This is a genomic window from Lachnoanaerobaculum umeaense (assembly GCF_003589745.1).
GTDB classification, from domain to species: Bacteria; Bacillota; Clostridia; order Lachnospirales; family Lachnospiraceae; genus Lachnoanaerobaculum; species Lachnoanaerobaculum umeaense.
The window spans coordinates 1,269,206-1,288,364 of sequence record NZ_CP032364.1; the positions used below are offsets into that span (position 1 = coordinate 1,269,206).

16 protein-coding genes are annotated in these 19,159 nt (G+C 34.0%); 12 read left to right on the forward strand and 4 right to left on the reverse strand.

The window, feature by feature from the left end; translation table 11 throughout:
* Positions 1–8 precede the first annotated feature (8 nt).
* Both D4A81_RS05755 and D4A81_RS05760 read left to right on the forward strand, forming a co-directional pair.
* A complete protein-coding gene (locus tag D4A81_RS05755) occupies positions 9–2,177 on the forward strand; it encodes an RNA degradosome polyphosphate kinase (RefSeq protein ID WP_111524966.1) in 2,169 nt (722 codons plus the stop codon).
* Positions 2,178–2,281: 104 nt separating this feature from the next.
* Complete coding sequence (locus D4A81_RS05760; protein ID WP_111525020.1) at positions 2,282–2,548, forward strand: hypothetical protein; 267 nt, start codon at positions 2,282–2,284, stop codon at positions 2,546–2,548.
* Positions 2,549–2,600: 52 nt separating this feature from the next.
* Here D4A81_RS05760 and ilvC read toward each other — a convergent pair whose 3' ends face one another.
* From ilvC to srtB, 3 genes are all read right to left on the reverse strand, one after another.
* Positions 2,601–3,620, reverse strand: coding sequence for a ketol-acid reductoisomerase (gene ilvC, locus D4A81_RS05765; RefSeq protein ID WP_111524967.1), 1,020 nt, complete (start codon positions 3,618–3,620; stop codon positions 2,601–2,603).
* Between the two features lie 49 nt (positions 3,621–3,669).
* Positions 3,670–4,179, reverse strand: coding sequence for an acetolactate synthase small subunit (gene ilvN / locus D4A81_RS05770; protein ID WP_111524968.1), 510 nt, complete (start codon positions 4,177–4,179; stop codon positions 3,670–3,672).
* A gap of 168 nt (positions 4,180–4,347) precedes the next feature.
* Positions 4,348–5,148 carry a class B sortase gene (srtB, locus tag D4A81_RS05775; protein ID WP_111524969.1) on the reverse strand — a complete coding sequence of 267 codons (801 nt, stop codon included), beginning with the start codon at positions 5,146–5,148 and terminating at the stop codon, positions 4,348–4,350.
* Between the two features lie 139 nt (positions 5,149–5,287).
* Between srtB and D4A81_RS05780 the strand changes: the two genes are divergently transcribed.
* The 7 genes from D4A81_RS05780 (at position 5,288) to D4A81_RS05810 (ending at position 15,174) form a co-directional block, all read left to right on the forward strand.
* On the forward strand, positions 5,288–7,990 hold the full coding sequence (locus tag D4A81_RS05780) for a YfhO family protein (RefSeq protein ID WP_111524970.1): 2,703 nt from the start codon (positions 5,288–5,290) through the stop codon (positions 7,988–7,990).
* Between the two features lie 15 nt (positions 7,991–8,005).
* Positions 8,006–9,385, forward strand: coding sequence for an argininosuccinate lyase (gene argH, locus D4A81_RS05785; RefSeq protein WP_111524971.1), 1,380 nt, complete (start codon positions 8,006–8,008; stop codon positions 9,383–9,385).
* A complete protein-coding gene (locus tag D4A81_RS05790) occupies positions 9,385–9,723 on the forward strand; it encodes a NusG domain II-containing protein (RefSeq protein ID WP_111524972.1) in 339 nt (112 codons plus the stop codon). Before argH ends, D4A81_RS05790 begins: the two co-directional genes overlap by 1 nt.
* An 8-nt stretch (positions 9,724–9,731) precedes the next feature.
* Complete coding sequence (locus tag D4A81_RS05795; protein WP_111524973.1) at positions 9,732–10,925, forward strand: pyridoxal phosphate-dependent aminotransferase; 1,194 nt, start codon at positions 9,732–9,734, stop codon at positions 10,923–10,925.
* Positions 10,926–11,326: 401 nt separating this feature from the next.
* A complete protein-coding gene (locus tag D4A81_RS05800) occupies positions 11,327–13,237 on the forward strand; it encodes an acyl-CoA dehydrogenase family protein (protein ID WP_111524974.1) in 1,911 nt (636 codons plus the stop codon).
* 12 nt (positions 13,238–13,249) lie between these two features.
* Positions 13,250–14,458: an FprA family A-type flavoprotein gene (locus D4A81_RS05805; RefSeq protein ID WP_111524975.1), complete on the forward strand. Its 1,209-nt coding sequence runs from the start codon at positions 13,250–13,252 to the stop codon at positions 14,456–14,458.
* A 116-nt stretch (positions 14,459–14,574) separates the two neighbouring features.
* Positions 14,575–15,174, forward strand: coding sequence for a DMP19 family protein (locus D4A81_RS05810; RefSeq protein ID WP_111524976.1), 600 nt, complete (start codon positions 14,575–14,577; stop codon positions 15,172–15,174).
* Positions 15,175–15,245: 71 nt separating this feature from the next.
* Here D4A81_RS05810 and msrAB read toward each other — a convergent pair whose 3' ends face one another.
* Positions 15,246–16,376, reverse strand: a complete 1,131-nt coding sequence (msrAB, locus tag D4A81_RS05815) for a bifunctional peptide-methionine (S)-S-oxide reductase MsrA/peptide-methionine (R)-S-oxide reductase MsrB (RefSeq protein ID WP_111524977.1) — start codon at positions 16,374–16,376, stop codon at positions 15,246–15,248.
* A gap of 118 nt (positions 16,377–16,494) precedes the next feature.
* On the opposite strand from msrAB, the gene D4A81_RS05820 reads away from it, so the two are divergent.
* Genes D4A81_RS05820 through D4A81_RS05830 form a run of 3 tightly spaced genes read left to right on the forward strand, consistent with a single transcriptional unit; the run spans position 16,495 to position 19,159 of the window.
* Complete coding sequence (locus tag D4A81_RS05820; RefSeq protein ID WP_111524978.1) at positions 16,495–17,187, forward strand: DNA alkylation repair protein; 693 nt, start codon at positions 16,495–16,497, stop codon at positions 17,185–17,187.
* A 9-nt stretch (positions 17,188–17,196) separates the two neighbouring features.
* Complete coding sequence (locus D4A81_RS05825; protein WP_111524979.1) at positions 17,197–17,820, forward strand: methylated-DNA--[protein]-cysteine S-methyltransferase; 624 nt, start codon at positions 17,197–17,199, stop codon at positions 17,818–17,820.
* Between the two features lie 7 nt (positions 17,821–17,827).
* Positions 17,828–19,159: a putative ABC transporter permease gene (locus D4A81_RS05830; RefSeq protein WP_111524980.1), complete on the forward strand. Its 1,332-nt coding sequence runs from the start codon at positions 17,828–17,830 to the stop codon at positions 19,157–19,159.

A 19,159-nucleotide genomic window follows, 5' to 3' on the forward strand; every position in this document is an offset into this window, starting at 1 on the left:
TAGTTTTTATGGAAAAGTTTGACAATGTAGAATACTTTACCAACAGGGAACTTTCCTGGCTAAAATTCAATATAAGAGTATTGAATGAGGCGGAGGATGATGATGTAAAACTTTTTGAGAGATTGAAATTTCTTAGTATTACATCATCAAATTTGGATGAATTTTTTATGGTAAGAATTGCTTCTCTAAAGGATATGGTGGAGGCAGACTATAAGAAAAAAGATATTTCCGGAATGAGTGCCGATAAGCAGTTAAATTTATTAGCAAAAGAGACACACAATTTTGTAAAAAAACAGTATGAAATTTATAATAAATCTCTGCTTCCTTTGTTAAAAAAGGAAAATTTATATATAATAAGCCATGATGATTTATTGGAAGCACATGAAAAGAAATTTATAAGTGAATACTTTGATGAGTTTGTATATCCGGTACTTACTCCGATGGCAGTGGATGCATCCAGACCTTTTCCATTAGTACGAAACAAGACATTAAATATAGCAGCACTTATAAGGAAAAGGAAAGACGAGAGTTCAAAGAAAAAGAAAAAAGATGTATATCTTGGAAATGTTGATGGAGATATGGATTTTGCAATGGTACAGGTGCCGTCAGTACTTCCAAGAATAGTAGAGATTCCAAGTGAGTCAGATGAAAGAAAGATAATATATCTCGAAGATATTATAGAAAAAAATATTGATAAGCTATTCTTAAACTATGAAGTGATTTCTGCTGCAACCTTTAGAGTAATGAGAAATGCTGAATTTAAGCTAGACGAAGATGAAGCACTGGATCTTTTAGAGGAAATAAAGAAAAAACTTAAGAAAAGGCAGTGGGGTGAGGCCATCAGACTTGAGGTTGAGGAGAGAATGGACACCAGCCTTTTACAATTCTTGAAAAGTGAGCTTAATATTGAAGAAGAGGATATTTTTAGAATAAATGGTCCCCTTGATCTTACAGCGATGATGAAAATATATTCTCTGGACGGTTTTGACAGATTAAAGGATAAAAAGCATATTCCTGTAATGAATTCAAGACTTGTAGATTGTGAGGATATTTTTGATGAAATAAAAAAGAAGGATATATTACTTTCACATCCATATGAAAGTTTTGATCCGGTAATAGAATTTGTGTCAAAAGCAGCTGCTGACAAAAATGTACTAGCTATTAAGCAGACTTTGTATAGAGTAAGTGGAAATTCTCCTATAATAATAGCACTTGCAAACGCTGCCGATAATGGTAAGCAAGTTACAGTTTTAGTGGAACTTAAGGCAAGATTTGATGAGGAGAATAATATTAACTGGGCTAGAATGCTTGAAAAGGCAGGTTGTCATGTAATCTATGGATTGGTTGGATTAAAGACTCACTCAAAAATAACTTTGGTAGTAAGGAGAGAAGAGGACGGTATTAGAAGATATGTACATCTTGGTACAGGAAATTATAATGATTCTACAGCAAAACTTTATACCGATTTGGGTATGTTCACAGCCAGAGAAAGCTATGGTGAAGATGCTACAGCAGTCTTTAATATGTTAAGTGGATATTCTGAACCTCCATTTTGGAAGAGATTTGTAGTAGCACCTCTTTGGATGAAGGATATATTCTTAAGAAAGATAAGCAAATGTGAGGAGGCAGCAAAGGCCGGATCAGATGTTAGAATAATTGCAAAAATGAATTCACTTTCGGATAAGGATATTATATGTGCCCTATATGCTGCAAGTTGTGCAGGTGTAAAGATAGACTTGATAGTTAGAGGCATCTGTTGTTTGAAAGTTGGAATAAAGGGAGTATCTGAGAATATTACAGTTAGATCTATAGTTGGAACATTCTTAGAGCATGCCAGAATATTTGATTTTCGTATAGATAATGATGAGGAGATCTTCCTTGGCAGTGCTGATTGGATGAACAGAAATCTTGAAAAGAGAGTGGAGATAGTTTTCCCGGTAGCGGATGAGGATATAATAAAGAGCATAAGACATTATCTGGATGTTGAGCTTGAAGATAATGTAAAGGCGTCTATACTCTTACCTGACAATAGTTATGAGAAGGTGAAGAGAGCCGGAAATGCAAAGAAAAACTCACAAGCAATCTTTATTAAAGAGGCAAATCAGATATATGATGCCGCTATAAAAGTAAATAAAATAGAAGATAATAGGACCTTTGTACCATTACAAGGGGAATAGAGATAAATTAATAAATAATTTATAGTTAATCATATGGTAAGTGGACAATACTTGGGGAAAATATAAAGTCATCTTGGGTAAAGGATGGAAATTATTGGTTCTATATGGATGATAATAGTGAACTGGTGGAAAATCAATGGCTATACATTGAAGGAAAGTGGTATTATGCAAAAGCAGGTGGGTATATCGCAGAAAATGAGTGGATATCATACAATAACAAATGGTATTATGCTAAATCTGGTGGAGCTATAGTTCAGTCTGCATGGGAAAATATAGGAGAGAAATTCTATCATTTTGGTATTGATGGAGATCTGTCAGTAAATACTTATGTAGATGGATATCAAGTAGATTACAATGGTGTAAGAAAATAGTATATAGAACTTAAAATAGCCACTGCAAATGCAGTGGCTAAAAAATTTAATATTAGTTGTTGATAAGCTTCTCGGCATCATTGTTCCAGCTATAGAGCTTTCTGATCTCTGCACCAACCTTCTCAGATGGATGCTCAGCTGCAAGTTTTCTCATAGCTTTAAAATGAACCTGACGACCTGCATTAGACATATCAAGTAAGAAGTCCTTAGCAAAAGTACCATCCTGGATGTCTGTAAGGATCTTCTTCATGGCCTTCTTTGTATCCTCAGTAATGATCTTTGGTCCTGTTATATAGTCACCATACTCAGCTGTATTTGAAATAGAATATCTCATTCCTTCAAATCCTGACTGATAGATAAGATCTACAATAAGCTTCATCTCATGAATACACTCAAAGTATGCATTTCTTGGGTCATATCCTGCTTCACAAAGAGTCTCAAAACCTGCCTGCATAAGTGCACAAACACCACCGCAAAGTACTGCTTGCTCACCGAAAAGGTCAGTCTCAGTCTCTGTACGGAATGTAGTCTCAAGAAGCCCGGCTCTGGCACCACCGATACCTGCACCATAAGCAAGTGCAATCTCAAGAGCTTTACCTGTAGCATCCTGCTCTATAGCAACAAGACAAGGTGTTCCCTTACCCTCAAGATACTCTGAACGAACTGTATGTCCTGGAGCTTTTGGAGCTATCATTGCAACATCAACATCCTTAGGTGCTTTGATACAGCCAAAATGCACATTGAAACCATGAGCAAACATAAGCATATTTCCTGCCTCAAGGTTTGGTTCGATATCATTCTTATATAAATCAGCCTGGAGCTCATCATTGATAAGAATCATAATAATATCAGCTTTCTTTGTTGCTTCTGCAGCTGTATAAACTGTAAGTCCCTGAGACTCAGCCTTAGCCCATGACTTGCTGCCTTCATACAGACCAACGATTACATTACATCCACTTTCCTTTAAATTCAATGCATGTGCATGACCCTGGCTACCATAACCTATGATAGCGATAGTCTTACCCTCAAGCATTGAAAGATTACAGTCTTCTTGATAATAAATTTTAGACATATAAATACCTCCTAAAAACTTTTATGATTAACCATGTTAGGTTGAATCGTTAAATTAAATCTTCGTTGAAAACAACGACATCCTCACTACCTCTTGAAAGAGCAGTAAGTCCGGTTCTGGCTAATTCCAATATCTCATAATCAGATAGAAGATTTGAAAGTGCCTGAAGTTTTGAATTATCACCTGTAAGCATAACTGTCAAACAATATTTTGCTACATCAACGATAGTGGCTCTAAAAATATCACAAAGGGCAGCTATATCCTGTCTTTGTGAGGCATTAGCCTTTACTTTTATCATTACAATTTCACGGAAAACACTCTTGCCTTCCTCTAAAACCTTGATATCTCTTACATCTTCAAGTTTTCTAAGCTGTTTTACTATCTGATCAAGTGTGTCTTCATCACCAATAGAAACAACAGTCATTCTTGAAAAACGTGGGTCAGCAGTTTGTCCAACAGTGAGAGAGTCAATATTATAACCTCTCCTTGAAAAAAGACCTGACACACGACTTAAAACACCTACAGAATTGTCTACAATAAGTGAAAATACTCGTCTCATGTTACCTCCCAATATTAAAAAGTATTAGTATATAGTTTTGAATAAAGACAAAACAATAAAATTATATTGGTTCGCCATTTACTATAGCACCATTATAATAAATGTCAATTTGTTATATTATATATATGATATAACTAAATGTTATACCATTAAACTATAGCCATAAGTTTATCTGTGATCCTCACCAAAATCAATAGTAGAAATATCATATCTTTGTGGTTCGTCATCATCATTTAATTCATACGCATATAGTATCGTTCTTGTGTTATCTCCCTCGTAAGAGCAGGTAATAAATGACCATATTTTATCTATACCTGTAGTAGGTATATCTCTATAGCTACATTCCTTAGTCATTCTATCAACATAGTCATGAAAATAATTCATATCATCAAAATAAGTCTGCCTTCTTTCAGGTGCAGCATCAGAGTAAAGTGCCGCAAAAGTTTTCAACCTGTATGTCTTTTGAGGTGTATAAATATATATCATTCTATGTTCTTTAAAGAAATTTTCATCTTTAAATTTTGTGATATCGGTAAACATAGTACCATCTTTCATATGATGTCCATAAATAATATTATTAAGTGTTGAAAAATCTGTATTACTATATCCATCCATATAGACAGAGTAATAAGATTCTTTATGGTTAATATCACGATGTAGATAATAGTCTATATCATATTCTTTCCATAATACAGGATAATCAATGACAGTACCTGGTATATATAACCAGGCAATTACATCTGAATTGATAGCCTTAAGGGATTCAAAATCTATTTTTCTTTTATAATTTTCATCTACTTCATATGCTTTTGTGGGTGCCTGAGTTGTGGTTTCTACTTGTGTAGTAGTAGTAACTTCCATACTGATTTCAGGTTTATATGATTTCTTTCCAACTTTTGAAAGCCCTATAGAAATCAATATAAGAAGCACTGCGAAAACAAAAATTGGCAATAAAATTTTCTTATTCATATATCTCCTAACAACTTTTAGGTAGAAGTATAACATTTTTTTTTGTAGTTGTATATAAATCTTATGAATTAGATTGATAAAAAAAATAACCTCTACTATAATAAGTAGAGTAATGACACTAGGAGGACATAGGTAGAGGATGGAAGATTTTAATTTAGAAATAGATGAAGATAGTATATTAAGTAGAAGAATGGTACTAATACTATCTTTTGCAATACCGGTTTTTATAATGCTCCTCATATTTGTTCAAAGAGGAATATTTCCCTTTGGAGATGAGAGTTTTTTAAGAACTGATATGTATCATCAGTATGCACCGTTTTTTTCAGAGTTTAAGTATAAACTTAGTCATGGAGGATCGATTCTTTACAGCTGGAATTTGGGAATGGGAATAAACTTCTCAGCATTATATGCATATTATTTATCAAGCCCAATGAACTGGCTGATTATTTTATGCCCACAGTCACTTATAATTGAGTTTATGACATATATGATTGTTATAAAGATAGGGCTTTGTGGACTTGCCTTTACATATTATTTATCAAAACATGTGACCAATAAAAAATCAGGAATACTGTTTTTTGGAATATTTTATGCACTTTCAGGATATATGGCAGCATACAGCTGGAATATTATGTGGTTAGACTGTATTGCAATATTCCCTATAGTATGTTTGGGCATTGAGAAACTTGTAAAAAAGGGAAATGGTCTTTTATATGCCTTTAGCCTTGGAGTTTGTATATTGTCAAATTATTACATTTCAATAATGATTTGCCTATTTATGGTTATATACTTTATTGTATTACATGTTATTGAAAGAAATAATACATTTAAAAATTTTTTGATATCATCAGTGCAGTTTGGAGTATATTCATTGCTTGCAGGAGGACTTAGTGCAATAGTGCTTCTACCCGAAATATATGCCTTAAAACTTACAGCATCAAGTGATTTTGATTTTCCTACTACATTTAATTCATACTTTTCTATTTATGATATGATTGCCAGACATATGGCAAATGTACAGGTAGAAACAGGACTTGACCATTGGCCAAACATATATTGTGGAGTAGGAGTATTTGTATTTTTTATTCTTTATTTATTGAATAAAAAAATATCCAATAAGGAAAAGGCATCATATGTATCATTACTTGTATTCTTCCTTGCAGGTTTCTCAATTAATGTATTGAACTATATATGGCATGGGCTTCATTATCCAAACTCATTGCCGGCAAGACAGAGCTTTATATATATATTCTTGGTATTATTTATATGTGCAAGAGCTTATGATAATATAAAATCAAATACTACAAAAGATTTAGGAACAGCTTTTGGAATTAGTATGATGTATATTTTACTGGCACAAAAGATAGTTAATAATGAAGATTTTCATTTTGCAGTATTCTATGTTGCAATGTTCTTTACTGGTGTATATTCATTGATTCTATATTTGCATATAAAAAAAAGACTATCTAATGTGAGTCTGTTCTTGATTGCACTTGCTTTTGTAGTTGTAGAGTCAAGTGTAAATACTTCATTAACAAGTGTTACAACTATAAATAGAAGTGATTATATAAAGGACAATAAGGATGTAAGAACATTGTTGTCAAAACTTCCCATGGATGATTTCTATCGTATAGATAAGGTAAATAGAAAAACGAAGGATGACGGAGCATGGATGAACTTTAGAACAGTATCGGTATTCTCATCTACTGCAAATGCTTCAGTTACAGACTTGTTTGAAAAAATAGGAAATGAATCGTCTATGAATGCATATTCTATTACCGGAGAAACGCCACTTATAGATATGTTATTTGCTGTAAAATATGGCATTTATACAGGAGAAAGCAATAATAAAAATATTTCCTTAATAGATGTATCCGGTAACAGCTATTTATATGAAAATCCTTATACATTACCACTTGGATATATGGTTGATGAAAGATTTACAGATCAGTGGAACTTAGAGCTTGGAGATCCTATAGATGTTCAAAATGATTTGGCTGCAGTTTATGGATTACCTGATATATTTGAACAGATTGAAACAATACAAGACTATTCAGCTGTAAACTTTGAGACTGATATTGATGGAGAGTACTATGCATATGTGGGAAATCCAAAAGTTGACGAGGTTGAATTCACTTATGATGATGGGAATAATACTAAATCATTCAAAAATGTGAAGAGACATTATATATTAGAGCTTGGATACCTGGAAGGTGAAAAGAGTGGTAGGATTGTAAATACAGATGGTGATGATTCAATAGATACAAGAGTTTATAGAATAAATTATGATTCATTAAAGAAGCTTTACTATATATTAAATAAGAATCCTTTATATCTTACATATATATCAGATACAAAGCTTGTAGGAAATGTACATACAGTGGAGGGCACCACATTATTTACAACAATTCCATATGAAGAAGGATGGAGTGTATATGTTGACGGTCAAAAAGAAGAGAAGATAAAGCTTTTGGGTGCATTTATAGGAGTTGAACTTGAAAAAGGACAGCATGAGATAGAGTTTAAATATTTGAGTTCGGGTACTTTTTCAGGTATTTTAATAAGTGTATTTTCATTGGCAATATTATTATTGATATACTTATTCATAAAAGTGAAAAATAATGACTTTAAATTGTTTAAACTTAAGAAAGAGCAGGGACTTAGAGAAGATGAAATCGAAGAAATAGATTTGGACAGTGTTAATACTACAAATGATGGAGATGGAGCCAAAGAAATAGATAATGGCAATATTGAAACAGATAATGGCAATATTGAAACTACTGAAGAAGTAAATGATAATAATTCACAGAATGAAACTGTTGATAATAAAACTGTAGATTAGAAAGATGGTTGAAATATGAAACTTTGGGGTGGAAGATTTACAAAGGAAACAAATAAGCTGGTTGAAAATTTTAATGAATCACTTTCATTTGACAATCGATTTTACAAACAGGATATAAGAGGCAGTATTGCTCATGTAAAAATGCTGGCAAAGCAAAGCATACTTACAGATGAGGAAAGAGACAGAATTATTAATGGGCTTTTATCTATTGAGAAAGATATTGACAATGGTGTATTAAAATTTGATGACGGCTCTGAGGATATACATTCATATATAGAAGCTCATCTGATTGAAAGAATAGGTGATACAGGAAAGAAGCTTCATACCGGAAGAAGCAGAAATGACCAAGTTGCACTCGATATGAAGCTGTATGTAAGAGATGAGATAGATGTATTAAAGGACTTATTATATGAATTACTTGGTGAGGTACTTCGTATAATGGAAGAAAATAAGTCTACATATATGCCGGGATTTACACATCTACAAAAGGCACAGCCTACTACATTGGCACATCACTTCGGTGCATATTTTGAAATGTTTATCAGAGATTATGATAGGCTTTGTTCAACAAGAAAGAGGATGAATCTTTCACCATTGGGTTCAGGAGCTTTTGCCGGTACTACTTATGATCTGGACAGAGATTATGTTGCAAGACTTTTGGATTTTGATATGGCTACCAGAAATAGTATGGATTCAGTAAGTGACAGAGATTATCTACTTGAGCTTTTAGCTGATCTTTCTATACTTTCAATGCACCTTAGTAGACTTTCAGAGGAAATTATCATATGGAATACTGATGAGTACAGATTTGTAGAAATGGATGATACTTATTCGACAGGTTCATCTATAATGCCACAGAAGAAAAATCCTGATATTGCAGAACTTATAAGAGGAAAAAGTGGAAGAGTATATGGAAGCCTTATATCACTTCTTACTACGATGAAAGGATTGCCTCTTGCCTATAATAAGGATATGCAAGAGGACAAGGAAATGTCATTTGATACTATAGATACAGTAAAGAGTCTGATAAAATTGATGAGTGGAATGCTATCAAGTATGAAATTTAACAATGAGAAAATGGCAGGTAGTGCAAAAGGTGGATTTACAAATGCTACAGATGCAGCGGATTACCTTGTAAAGAAGAATGTAGCCTTTAGGGATGCCCATGAAATAGTAGGTAGACTGGTGCTTTATGGCATAGAGAATAAAAAAGCGTTGGATGATTTTTCTATAGAGGAGTTTAAAAAAATTTCAGAATATTTTGATCAAGATATTTATGAGGCTATTTCTTTAAAGACTTGCGTAGAAAAGAGAAATACAAAGGGAGCTCCAGGGCTTAAAGCAATCACAGAAGAGATAGAGGCATCAAAGAGGATTTTGGAGTCACTAAGATAATGAAGTTAAAACGAAATGATATATATCTGATAATGGCCGTTATTATTATAGGTGTTGTTGCCAGCTTGTACATTTATATGAATAAGAAGCCAAGTGGTATGGCAGTATTAAAATATGGTAATAATCAAAGCATGGATATAGAATTGTCAAAGGATAGAAGAATAGATTTGGAAAGTAATGGTATAGAGATACACTTGGATATAAAAGATGGTGCTATTGCTTTCATTCATAGTGAATGTCCGGATCATATTTGTGAGAGATTCGGTTATATAAAAAATATAGGGGAATCAGCAATATGTCTGCCGGCACAGGCTTCAGTCACAATTATCAGTGAATAGGAGAAAAGATGGTTTCAAAAAAGATGTTAGACCTTGGGAATATAAGGTCAGGTATAAGGGATATATATGAGTATGGAACTAAACTTGCAGAAAAAATAGGTGTGGAGAATGTACTTGATTTCAGTCTTGGAAATCCTAGTACTCCGGCACCGAGGGAAGTTGAAAATACTATAAGGCATATAGTTACAGAGCTTTCTCCAAAGGATTATAATAGTTATACTTCAGCACCCGGAGATAAAAATAGTAGACTTGCAGTTGCAAAAAATTTAAACGCTCGTTTCGGTACAGACTATGACGAAAATAATATCTTCTTAACTTGTGGTGCAGCAGCTTCTTTGAATATTATATTTAAAGCTATTATCGAGTCAGAGGAAGATGAGATAATAGTGAACACACCATATTTTCCGGATTATAAGGTGTTTATAGAAGGGCAGGGAGCAAAGTTTGTATTAGCAAAATGCAGTGATGATCTGACTCTTGATATAGCTGAACTTGAAAAAAGAATAAATGTAAATACAAAGGCTGTACTCATAAATTCTCCAAATAACCCGTCAGGGATAATATATCCTAAAGAGAATATAGAAGATTTGGTAAAGATGTTAAATAGAAAGCAGAAGGAGTATGCTCACCCGATTTTCCTTATAAGTGATGAACCGTATAGAGAAGTTGTTTTTGAAGAAGAAAGTCCGGAGTTTTTGCCAAATTTATATAATAATACTTTGGTGGCATATTCTTGGTCAAAATCACTTTCACTTCCGGGAGAGAGAATAGGATATATACTCGTGCCGAAAAAAGCGATAGATTATACAGATATATTTGCAGCTATAAGCGGATCTGCAAGAGTACTTGGATATGTATGTGCACCGTCACTATTTCAAAAGGTTATAAAGGAGTGTGTGGGAGTTAAGCCAAATATTGATGTATATAGAACTAATAGAAATATTTTATATAGTGCATTGATAGAGATGGGGTATGTTGTACCAAATCCAAGCGGAGCATTCTATATGTTTATCAAATCACCAAATAGTGATGGGAGAGATTTTTGCGAGAGAGCAAAAAATTACAATATGCTCCTTGTACCCGGAGAGGGCTTTGGAATGAAGGAATATGCCAGACTATCATTTTGTGTAGATACTCAAAAGGTGGAAAAATCAATAAATATATTTAGAATACTTATGGATGAGTATAATAAAAATAATTGATTTTTATATAAAATAACAGGGGTTTATTTTTATTATTTATACTAAAAACCATATAATACAATACTTTAAGGACATTTTGCAGATTTTATAAAAATCACATATTTATAAGAAACTAACAAGAAAATTTTTTAGAGCTATAGAACTAGTAACTGTTACTAGTTTTATAGCTTTTTATTATGCATTGTCACGAATCTAGACTTTTTAAGTAATATATATTGACTATTTTAAATAATGTTCTATACTTTACTCTATAAGTATAGTTTTTAATAAGCTATATAATATTATCCGTATTAATTACATTATAGTAAGTATTCTATAATGATTTTGGATTGTCATAGACAATTTGATATTATTAGTGTCAAAATTATTTGCACTAAGAATAATATAAGTGGAGGGAATATATGTCTTATCAAACAACAAAAGAACATGAGTTGCTTAGAGAGAAGGTTCGCGAGTTTGCAGAGAGGGAAGTAAAGCCTATAGCTTTCAGCCTGGATGTAAAGAGTGAATTTCCAACTCAGGTTGTAAAGAACATGGGTAAACTTGGAATTATGGGACTTCCATATGAGAAGAAGTATGGTGGTGCCGGAGCTGATGTAATCAGTTATGCTATTGCTGTTGAGGAGCTTTCAAGAGTTGACGGTGGTGTGGGTGTTATCCTTTCAGCTCATACTTCATTGGGTACTTATCCGATAGCTGCTTTTGGTAATGAGGAGCAAAAGAAGAAGTATTTGCCGGGACTTTGCAGTGGTGAACTTATTGGAGCTTTTGGTCTTACAGAGCCAAACGCAGGATCTGATGCAGGTGGTACAGAGACTACAGCTGAGGATATGGGAGATCACTATCTTTTAAATGGAAACAAGATATTCATAACAAATGGTGGAGAAGCGGATGTTTATATAGTATTTGCACTTACAACTCCTAATATAGGTACAAGAGGTATCTCAGCTCTGATCGTGGAAAAGGGATGGGAAGGATTTAGCTTTGGTGATCATTATGATAAGCTTGGAATCAGATCATCTGCTACATGTGAGCTTATCTTCAATAATGTAAAGGTTCCAAAGGAGAACTTGCTTGGAAAAGAAGGTCAGGGATTTAAGATTGCTATGGCTACACTTGATGGAGGTAGAATCGGTATTGCTGCACAGGCACTTGGTATTGCACAGGGAGCTTTTGAGGAAGCTGTGGAATACAGTAAGGAAAGAGAGCAGTTTGGAAAGCCTATAGCTGCACAGCAAGCAATAGCATTTAAGATTGCGGATATGGCAACAAAGCTTAGATGTGCAAGAATGCTTGTATATTCTGCTGCGGAGCTTAAGGAAGAGCATGCTCCATATGGTATGGAATCAGCTATGGCAAAGCAGTATGCATCTGATGTAGCACTTGAGATAACTTCAGAAGCACTTCAGATATTTGGTGGAAACGGATATCTAAAGGGTATGCCTGTAGAGAGAATGTACAGAGATGCAAGAATTACACCTATATATGAGGGAACCAACGAAATTCAGAGAGTTGTTATAGCAGCTCATATTTTAGGTAAGATCTCAAGAGGCGAGGCTGCAGCTGTAAAGAAGACAAAGGGACCTGAGACAGGTGAGAGAAAGAAAATGATTATAGGAGAAGGCTCACTAAAAGAAAAAATAGATGTACTTGTATCAAGCCTTCAAAAAGACGGATATGATTTTACGGTAGGTATTCCAATGGATACACCGATAGTATCTGCAGAGAGAGTTGTCAGTGCAGGACAGGGTATTGGCTCAAAAGAAAATATGAAGCTTATTGAGGACTTGGCTAGAGCTGCCGGAGCTGCAATCGGTTCTTCAAGACCTGTAGCAGAGACTTTGGGATATGTACCACTTGATAGATATGTAGGTATGTCAGGTCAGAAGTTTAAAGGAAATCTTTATATTGCCTGTGGTATTTCAGGTGCAATACAACATCTAAAGGGTATCAAGAATGCTTCTACAATAGTTGCGATAAATAAGGATCCAAATGCCAGAATATTCAAAAACTGTGACTATGGTATTGTAGGAGATGTAAATGAGGTATTACCTGCACTTGCTAAGGCTCTTGATACTGGTGATAAGAAACCTGCACCACCAATGAAGAAGATTAAGAGAGCTGTACCTAAGAAGCATACACCATCCAGAAAACTTTATCTATGTAATGGTTGTGGCTATGAATATGATGTACTCCTTGGAGATGAAGAGGGCGATGTAAGACCCGGAACAGAGTTTAAGGATATTCCAAAGGAATGGGTATGTCCACACTGTGGTGAAACAGCAGACAATTTTATAGAGATTGAAGTATAATAGGGGGAAAATATGTATAATTACCGTAAAGTTACAGATGATTTGTATTGGGTAGGTGGAGATGACCACAGATTAAGCCTTTTTGAGAATATTCATCCTATATATCATGGAGTATCCTATAATGCATATCTTTTGATGGATGAAAAGACAGTTTTGGTAGATACAGCTGATTGGTCAGTTGGTAGACAATTCCTTGACAATGTTGAGGGAGTTTTGGGAGATCGCAGTTTAGATTTTCTACTTATAAACCATGTAGAGCCTGATCATGCAGCTTCTATTCCGGAGATTTTGCTTCGTTGGCCAAATGTAAAGATTATTACAACAGAGAAGGCTGCTATGATACTTCGCCAGTTCGGATTTAATATCAGACCGGATCAAGTGGATGAGGTTACAGAGGGTGACAGTAGATGTTTTGGAAAACATACTCTTGCATTTGTAAAGGCTCCAATGGTACATTGGCCTGAGGCTATGGTTACATTTGATACTACAAACGGCGTACTTTTCTCAGCAGATGCATTCGGCTCATTCAGAGCACTTGACGGAAAGCTTTTTGCAGATGAAGTTGAGTTTGATAGAGAGTGGCTTGATGATGCCAGAAGATACTATACAAACATAGTTGGGAAATATGGCCCACAGGTATTACAGGTACTAAAGAAAGCTTCTACACTACCTATTAAGTATATTTGCCCACTTCATGGTCCGGTTTGGAGAAAAGATATTCCTTATATCTTGGATAAATATATGCATTGGGCAAGTTATGAGCCTGAAGAGAAGGGTATAATGATAGTATACGCTTCTATGTATGGAAATACTGAGGCTGCAGCAGAAATTTTGGCAAGAAAGCTATGTGAAAAGGGAATTACAAAGACAAGACTCTATGATGTTTCAAGCACACATGTGAGCTATCTTATCTCAGATTTATTCAAATATAGCCATCTTGTACTTGCTTCAGTTACATACAACCTTGGAATATTCCCTCCAATGCACAATTTCCTTATGGATCTGAAGGCTCTTAACTTGCAAAACAGAACATGTGCTATAGTTGAGAACGGTTCTTGGGCACCTAATTCAGGAAATTTGATGAAGGCAGAGCTTGAAAACTTAAAGCATATAGATATTATGGATGATGAAGTAAGTGTAACTTCTTCATACAGAGAAAACAATGAAAGCGATATGGATGCTTTAGTAGATGCACTTGTTGCTTCATTTAATAAAAAGTAATTTAATAGTTTAATAAATTCAGGTCGGAGAGTATTCTCCGGCCTTTTTAATATTGACAAAAAGTACTTTTGGTTTAAGAATATGACTAGATAATAAAAGATTATTTGAGGAGTATTATGAACCCATTTAACAACTTTGATGATAATAAAGAGAATGTTACAAATGTGCATAACAATGAGAAGGAACTTGATAAAGGTAGAGCCGGAAAAACCTATGCAAAAATAACAGTAGAAGATATTGAAAATATAGAAGAATTTTGGGATATATTAGATCCTGTATATTGGACTATAGATATTTACAGTTCATATGAGGAGTACTTAAATTCCGCCAAGAATTTTACATTGGATCAGAGATATCTTAATGCGATATCCTGGTATTTTATGGAAGTAAATAATGGTGGACATTTTCAGTTTTTAGATAACTCTACCGGAATTGTATGGGAAGATACTTTAAATGGACTTCATCTGTTTGGAATGGAAGAACTGGCTGATAATTTCAAAAAGATTGTAGAACTGTTTGGAGGAAAGATTCCATTTGACAGAGAAGAGAGATGGGAAGCTATGGATAAAATGAGTGAAGATTTTGAGGAACTTTTGGATAAGGCTGACAGTGTTGTATATGATTTGTATGACTATGACTATGCATTTGAAATGAAATATATAAAATCTAATCCTGAGAAGTTTGTATTTGAGGGATATTATAATAAGATAGTGTGAAATATGGATAATATATAAGTAAAGATAAGGCTGAGACTATTTTTACATGTATTCTCAGCCATTAAAATATATTATTCAAGCAGATACTTTAAATATCCATACCCCCTTTCATCCATTTTCTCATAGGGGATGAACTCAAGTGAGGCACTGTTTATACAGTATCTTTTACCACCTGATTCTTTAGGTCCGTCATCAAAAACATGTCCTAAGTGGGCGTTACCGCTTCTGCTTCTCACCTCTGTTCTGTTCATATTGAAGCTGTCATCTTCACTGTATTTTACTACATCCTCATTTATAGGTTTTGAAAAACTTGGCCAACCGCAACCTGATTCAAACTTGTCTGTTGAGACAAAGAGTGGTTCCTTTGTTGTAATATCTACATAAATTCCCTTTTCAAAATTGTTCCAATATTCATTTGCAAAAGGTCTTTCAGTATCACTGTTAACAGCAACTTGGTATTGCTCATCTGTAAGCTGTTTTTTGAGTTCATCATCTGAAGGTCTTGGATATTTGTAAATATCTATCTTTGGCTCCTTACTTTGTGTTTCAGTTTTCTTATCTAATGGTTTATCTGCAAGAGATAAGTCTATATGACAGTATCCACCGGGGTTTTTAGCAAGGTAATCCTGATGATAATCTTCAGCATCAAAGAATTGAGCTAAAGGTAAAACCTCTATTGCGATAGGTTTGTCATATTTAGTTTGTTCAGTTGCCAGAATCTTTTCTATTATAGTTTTATCTTCTTCATTTGTATAATATACTCCGGTTCTATACTGAGTACCTGTATCATTTCCCTGTTTATTTACACTTACAGGATCTACTACACGAAGGTAATACTCCAAAAGATCTTCAAGGCTTACTATATCGGAATTATATATTATTTTTACAGTTTCAGCATGACCGCTTGTATGAAGATCTTGGTACTTCGGATTTTTGGTTTTACCGTTTGCATATCCGCTGACAGCATCCTCAACACCATCTATCTTTTGCATATAGGCTTCAAGCCCCCAAAAGCAACCACCTGCAAGATAGATTTCTTTTAGATTACCGGACTGAGATATATTACTTACTTTACCGGAATATTGTGTGGTTTCATCATTTGAAAGCGTTTCTTCTTTCTTTTTCAAACCCGCAGTAAATACATATAAACTTACTGCAACAATAAATATCGGTATTATCAAAAATAATTTGTTTTGACTCATATCTATTCCCTCCTGTTATATTAAAATACAACCATATTGGAATTGGTTGTAATATAGATTATAATACGACTTATAAGGTAAAGAATCGGTAAAACTTTGTATTTAAAAGGAGTCTGATATGAACTTAAATGAGATAAGAGTGGAATTGTTTAAAATGCAGGATATGGATTACAGAGATTTTAACAGTAAGTTGATACCTACAGTTGATAAGGAAAGTATGATAGGCATAAGGACACCTGATCTTAGAAAATATGCAAAACAACTCGGTAAAAGTAGTGATGTTATAGAATTTTTACAAACCTTGCCTCATAAATATTTTGATGAAAATCAGTTGCATGCATTTATTATTTCTGAAATAAATGACTTTAAAAACTGTATTGATGAGATAAACAGATTTCTCCCATATATAGACAACTGGGCAACCTGCGATCAGCTCTCACCAAAGGTATTTAAGAAACATCATAATGAATTATTTGAATATATAAAAGATTGGCTGAAATCTGATAAGGTCTACACTCTAAGATTTGGAATAGGTATGCTTATGGAGCATTTCCTGGATGAGGATTTTGATATATTATATCCTGAGATAGTTTCAAAGATAAGGTCAGGTGAATACTATATAAATATGATGATTGCCTGGTACTTTGCAACAGCTTTAGCAAAGCAGTATGAGAGTATAATTCCATTTATTGAAAACAATAGTCTTGATATATGGACTCATAATAAGGCAATACAAAAGTCAATTGAGAGTTATCGCATCACTGATGAGCAAAAAGCTTATCTAAGAGAATTAAAGATAAAGAAGGTATGAGGTGTTTAAGTGAGAACAAAAGAAGAGGCCTGTAGTTTCGGCTTAGAATTTGAAAATACATATTTGGACAAACCTTTTAGAAAAGCCGACTGGCAACTCATAAGGATAAAGGATACCAAGAAAGCTTTTCTTTGTGTATATGAAAGAGACGGTTTTGTAAATTTAAATGTGAAAGTTGATCCTGCTTGGAGAGACTTTTGGAGAAATACCTACCTTTCTGTTATTCCGGGATATCATCAAAATAAGGAACACTGGAATACTATCATACTTGACGGTAGTATAAGGGAAGATGATATAAGGAGAATGATTGCCGAAAGCTATGACTTGGTAACTGACTCGCCTACAAAAAGAATCTACGAGGCGGTTAAGAGAATACCGAAAGGTAAGGTAGCAACCTATGGCAAGGTAGCGGAGATGGCAGGAAATAAAAAGATGTCCAGAGCGGTAGGAAATGCTCTTCATAAAAACCCCGATCCTGAAAATATTCCTTGCTTTCGTGTAGTAAATTCAAAAGGGGAGCTTGCACCGGAATTTGCCTTTGGAGGAATGGGAGAACAGCGAAAGCTTCTTGAGGCAGAGGGAATAGAAGTTAAAGATAATAAAGTAGATCTATCAAAGTATGGTTTAGAATAGGAGTTTTATGAAGTTATTTAGTGGTGCAGATCTAATTATATATTTCTTTATATACGGGATTTTGGCTTGGGTACTGAATACAGTTATATACAGTTTAAAAGAACAAAAGTATATTAACACAGGTGTACTGAATATTCCGATAATCGTATGTCCTGCTTTAATTATGATTTTGATGATCATAGTGTCATCAGGAAAAAATGTCAGTTATTACGGAATGCTTATGATGGCTTTTATAGATTATTTTATACTGGATAAGATGGGACTGTTTTTCTCGCAAAGGCTTATTTTAAAAAAGGAAATAAACTCTTTGAGGGATGGCTATGGTAAGAGTTTGAAGCTTAGTTGTATAAATGCAATTATAGTGGTAGGTATATGTTTTGTACTTTTAAAAACTCTACATCCAATAGTATTTTCCTTTGTATCGCTGATACCTGTAATAATAGTAAATATAATTGCTCTTATATTGGCATTTCTTTTAATAATGGATACGGTAGCTATTTATATTTTTGTCAGAAAATATCCTATGCAAAGTATGAACAGCAATATAGCTAAGAAGAAAAATACTTTTGGAGAATGGATTTCAAAGAATATCTGGAAGAGAATTTATAAGCTTTATCCAAGTCTGTTATCAGATGATTTTGAAGACAGCAATAAAGGTATTTCAGATGCAGATAAATTACTTGAAGAAAAGGGTATTATATTTGCAAGGGGAATAAATGTAGCAAAGCTTATTTGGGTACTTTTTATATCCTCACTTATTGGAGATATTGTAGAAACTATATATGTACTTATTGTAGGACATGAACTTATGAGACGCTCAAGTTTTGTACTTGGACCTTTCAGTCTGGTGTGGGGACTTGGTGCGGTAATACTTACCTTAGCACTTTCAAAAGTAAAAAGACAGAATAATCTGTCTATATTTATATCAGGTTTCTTGTTTGGAGGAGTATTTGAATATCTATGCTCCGTGTTTACTGAAGTATTCTTCGGTATGAAGTTTTGGGACTATTCATATATGCCTTTTAATATTGATGGTAGAACAAATCTTTTGTTTATGTTCTTTTGGGGCATAGTGGCTTTGGTATGGTTTAAATTTATATATCCACCTTTTTCAAAGTTTATAGAGAAAATCCCACCGGTAACAGGCTCAGTCCTTGCAGTGTTTATAGCACTGTTTTTTATCTGTAACGGGACAGTTACATCAATGGTGATGATAAGAACTACAGACAGAAAAAAACACCCTGAAGCAAGGAATGTAATAGAGCAGTTTATAGACAATGAGTATCCGAATGAAGTGGTAAGAAAACTTTGGCCGAATATGAACTTTTTGGAGGAGTAA

Coding starts and splice junctions, on each gene's coding strand:
- D4A81_RS05755 (WP_111524966.1), top strand. CDS start 9: ATGGAAAAGTTTGACAATGTAGAATACTTTACCAACAGGGAACTTTCC.
- D4A81_RS05760 (WP_111525020.1), top strand. CDS start 2,282: ATGGATGATAATAGTGAACTGGTGGAAAATCAATGGCTATACATTGAA.
- ilvC (WP_111524967.1), bottom strand. CDS start 3,620: ATGTCTAAAATTTATTATCAAGAAGACTGTAATCTTTCAATGCTTGAG.
- ilvN (WP_111524968.1), bottom strand. CDS start 4,179: ATGAGACGAGTATTTTCACTTATTGTAGACAATTCTGTAGGTGTTTTA.
- srtB (WP_111524969.1), bottom strand. CDS start 5,148: ATGAATAAGAAAATTTTATTGCCAATTTTTGTTTTCGCAGTGCTTCTT.
- D4A81_RS05780 (WP_111524970.1), top strand. CDS start 5,288: ATGGAAGATTTTAATTTAGAAATAGATGAAGATAGTATATTAAGTAGA.
- argH (WP_111524971.1), top strand. CDS start 8,006: ATGAAACTTTGGGGTGGAAGATTTACAAAGGAAACAAATAAGCTGGTT.
- D4A81_RS05790 (WP_111524972.1), top strand. CDS start 9,385: ATGAAGTTAAAACGAAATGATATATATCTGATAATGGCCGTTATTATT.
- D4A81_RS05795 (WP_111524973.1), top strand. CDS start 9,732: ATGGTTTCAAAAAAGATGTTAGACCTTGGGAATATAAGGTCAGGTATA.
- D4A81_RS05800 (WP_111524974.1), top strand. CDS start 11,327: ATGTCTTATCAAACAACAAAAGAACATGAGTTGCTTAGAGAGAAGGTT.
- D4A81_RS05805 (WP_111524975.1), top strand. CDS start 13,250: ATGTATAATTACCGTAAAGTTACAGATGATTTGTATTGGGTAGGTGGA.
- D4A81_RS05810 (WP_111524976.1), top strand. CDS start 14,575: ATGAACCCATTTAACAACTTTGATGATAATAAAGAGAATGTTACAAAT.
- msrAB (WP_111524977.1), bottom strand. CDS start 16,376: ATGAGTCAAAACAAATTATTTTTGATAATACCGATATTTATTGTTGCA.
- D4A81_RS05820 (WP_111524978.1), top strand. CDS start 16,495: ATGAACTTAAATGAGATAAGAGTGGAATTGTTTAAAATGCAGGATATG.
- D4A81_RS05830 (WP_111524980.1), top strand. CDS start 17,828: ATGAAGTTATTTAGTGGTGCAGATCTAATTATATATTTCTTTATATAC.